This is a genomic window from Micromonospora sp. M51 (assembly GCF_018070305.1).
GTDB lineage: Bacteria > Actinomycetota > Actinomycetes > Mycobacteriales > Micromonosporaceae > Micromonospora > Micromonospora parva.
In genome coordinates this window covers 1-2,785 of sequence record NZ_JAGPXZ010000772.1, presented here as the reverse complement: position 1 = coordinate 2,785, position 2,785 = coordinate 1, and the positions used below count along the sequence as shown (strand labels likewise).

The following is a 2,785-nucleotide window of genomic DNA, read 5'->3' as shown; positions in this document are numbered from 1 at the left end:
ATGGCGGGATGGGACGGGCAACTGATCGCAGGGGCGTACTCCGGATCGACCTGGACGCGGCGAGCGCCGGCCGCGGGTCGGTCCGCCGGCCGGACACCCTCGCCGGGGAAGAGCCGCTGGAGATCCGGGTCGGCGCGGCCGGCCCCGGCCGACGGCGGCCGCTCGCCGTCACCATGCGAACCCCCGGCGACGACCTGGACCTGGCCATCGGGTTCCTGCTGACGGAGGGGCTGATCCGGTCGACCGACGACGTGCTGACCGCGCAGCTCTGCGCCGGCGCGGAGACACCGAACACGTACAACGTGGTGGACGTGGTGCTCGCCCCCGGAGTGCCGGAACCGACCACCGACCCGTCCCGGAACTTCTACACGACCAGCTCCTGCGGGGTCTGCGGCAAGGCCAGCATCGACGCGGTACGCACCCGGTCGCTCTTCCTGGTCTCGGCGGACCCTCTCAGCGTGCCGGCCACGCTGCTCGCCGACCTGCCCGACCGGTTGCGTGCCGCCCAGCGCGGCTTCGACCGGACCGGCGGGCTGCACGCGGCCGGCTTGTTCACCCCCGACGGCGAACTGGTGGTGCTGCGCGAGGACGTGGGCCGACACAACGCCGTGGACAAGGTGATCGGCTGGGCGGTGCGGGAGCGCCGGCTGCCGCTCGCCGGGCACCTGCTGCTGGTCTCCGGGCGGGCCAGCTTCGAGCTGACCCAGAAGGCGTGGATGGCCGGGCTGCCGCTGCTGGCCGCGGTGTCCGCCCCGAGCACCCTCGCCGCCGAGTTGGCCGAGGAGGCGGGCATGACACTTGTCGGCTTCCTGCGCGGCAACACGATGAACGTCTACGCCCGCCCCGAACGGATCACAGTCTGATCACCAGCTGGTCGAGCAGGTCCAGCCGGATCACGGCGTCGCGGGCCAGCAGGAAGCCCGCGATGCCGAGGATCCAGCCGAGCATGCCGCCGGAGTGGCGCGCGATCCAGGCGTTGAGCCGGCCCAGCACCGGCTCGACCAGCCTCGGCCACGCCATTCGCGCTCCGAGCAGCAGCACCGCCGGCAACACCATGACCACGCAGTAGGCAGCGAGCAGACCCACCATCTGCGCCGCACCGACCTCGGAGGTGGTCAGCAGGCCGACCGCGCCGAGGTACGGCAGCATCGTCGCCACCTCCGCGAGCGCGGCGAGGAGCGCCAGCCCCACCAGCCAGCGCACCGAGGAGTCGCCAGCTGTGACGCGGTCCCGCCACCGCAGCACACCGCCGCCGCGTGGGCGTCGTTTGCCGTCGTACCGGAAGCTGAGCGCGAACAGCCCGACCCCGAGAACGAGCTGCGCCCAGAGCACCGGCCGGTTGTCCATCGCCCCGCCGAGGACGTCGGCCAACTGGCTGCCACCCAGGGCGAGCAGCAGCCCCACGGCGAAGTAGAAGACGGCGATGGTGCCGAGGTAGACGAGGATCCGCCGCGCGTTGATCGTCCCGGGTGCGAGCAGCAGCCAGACCGGGATGAAGAGGGTGCCGATGCTGGTGCTGTCGATCAACGCCAGCCCGGCCAGCGACAGCAGCAACTCGGGGGTCATGTCGTACCGACACGGTTAACGGCCACGAGATCATTCTCCGGCGGTGGTGAGCCGGCCGCGTCGGCCGTGGACAGGAGCAACGCGTACATCCTTCGACGGAGGGCGGTGCCGAGGAAAGCGGCCAGGGCCCGCCCCGCGCATGATCGACTCGGGTTCGCGTCGCAGCCTTGTCGCTCGTCAGGCCAGCTGGAGGATGCTCCAGTTGGTGGGGAGCACCTTCGCCGCAGCCTCGGGTCGCGCCGTCGCGTAGTGCGCCTCGTGGGTGAGTGCCGCACGGGCGGCATGGCCGAGCGAGATGTCACCGTCCCCGGCGCGGGCCAACGTGCCGGTGTCTCGCACGTCCTCGGCGTCGAGAGGCAGCAGGCGGATCATCGGGACGGTCATCATCAGGGCCAGCAGCGCGGCATCGATCTCGTCGGTCGCGTTTGCGAAGGCGACAGCCAGGCACGTCGCCGGTACGGCCACCTGCCGACCCTCGTCGGCGACCTCCAGCATCAGCTCCCCCACCGATGGGTTGCCCTCGAGGTAGGCCGTCAACGCCGACGCGTCGAAGACGGCAGCGATCTGATCGCTCATCCCGCGCGGCCCAACATCCGGCGTCCTTCGGCCAGGGCGTCCGCCGGAATGGGCGTCGCCAGCCGCTCCCGCCACCGCGCCCGGCCCGCCTCGGTCACCTCGATGCCGGCACGCCGCAGCACCTCGTCGAGGTGCATGACCTCCATCTGGGCCCGTACCGCCGCGGTGATGGCGGCCGAGACGTTGGGCTGCCGATCCAGCCACTCCGCGACGTCGTCGGGGAGGCTCACGGAGCGCTTGACGGTCATGTCCGCCAGCCTATCAATTCTGGTAGCACCCGCGGTATTACCGCGCGTGTGATCGGAACGGTCAGGGGCGGCCACGTCGGCTCCGTCTGCGGGGACGGATGACCCCGGGCATCCCGACCGACGGCCAGCCGTCCAGCTCGGCCGGGGGCACGCCGCGCCGGATCAGGTCGTCCAGCAGCAGGGCGAGCGAGTAGCCGGGGTGCAGACCGAGCGTGCGTTCGAGCGCGACCGCCGCCAGCGCACCCTGCCCGGCCCTCCACGCGGCGAACGCCAGCAACGCACCGGGCGCGGCGGTCAGCTCCGGCTCGGCCCGGCGCAGCACGTCGGTCCACAGGGCGATGTCCCGATCGCGACCGTCGGTGCGTTCCCAGGCGTGGTCGCGCACCGGCAGGTGG

General features: G+C 72.1%; 5 protein-coding genes. 1 reads left to right on the top strand and 4 read right to left on the bottom strand.

What is annotated here, in order from left to right; translation table 11 throughout:
* Nucleotides 1-8: 8 nt before the first annotated feature.
* A complete protein-coding gene (gene fdhD / locus KBX53_RS28530; protein WP_210862660.1) occupies nucleotides 9-863 on the top strand; it encodes a formate dehydrogenase accessory sulfurtransferase FdhD in 855 nt (284 codons plus the stop codon).
* Here the strand turns inward: fdhD and KBX53_RS28525 are convergent.
* The 4 genes from KBX53_RS28525 to KBX53_RS28510 all read right to left on the bottom strand — a co-directional run.
* On the bottom strand, nucleotides 853-1,566 hold the full coding sequence (locus tag KBX53_RS28525; protein WP_030331745.1) for a GAP family protein: 714 nt from the start codon (nucleotides 1,564-1,566) through the stop codon (nucleotides 853-855). The two genes, fdhD and KBX53_RS28525, sit on opposite strands and share 11 nt — an antisense overlap.
* A gap of 177 nt (nucleotides 1,567-1,743) precedes the next feature.
* Nucleotides 1,744-2,142, bottom strand: a complete 399-nt coding sequence (locus tag KBX53_RS28520; RefSeq protein ID WP_210862658.1) for a hypothetical protein — start codon at nucleotides 2,140-2,142, stop codon at nucleotides 1,744-1,746.
* Nucleotides 2,139-2,390, bottom strand: a complete 252-nt coding sequence (locus KBX53_RS28515) for a hypothetical protein (RefSeq protein ID WP_030331749.1) — start codon at nucleotides 2,388-2,390, stop codon at nucleotides 2,139-2,141. The genes KBX53_RS28520 and KBX53_RS28515 overlap by 4 nt, the downstream gene beginning before the upstream one ends.
* Before the next feature lie 61 nt (nucleotides 2,391-2,451).
* On the bottom strand, nucleotides 2,452-2,785 hold a 334-nt coding region (locus KBX53_RS28510; RefSeq protein ID WP_210862656.1), incomplete at its 5' end, for a DUF4192 family protein.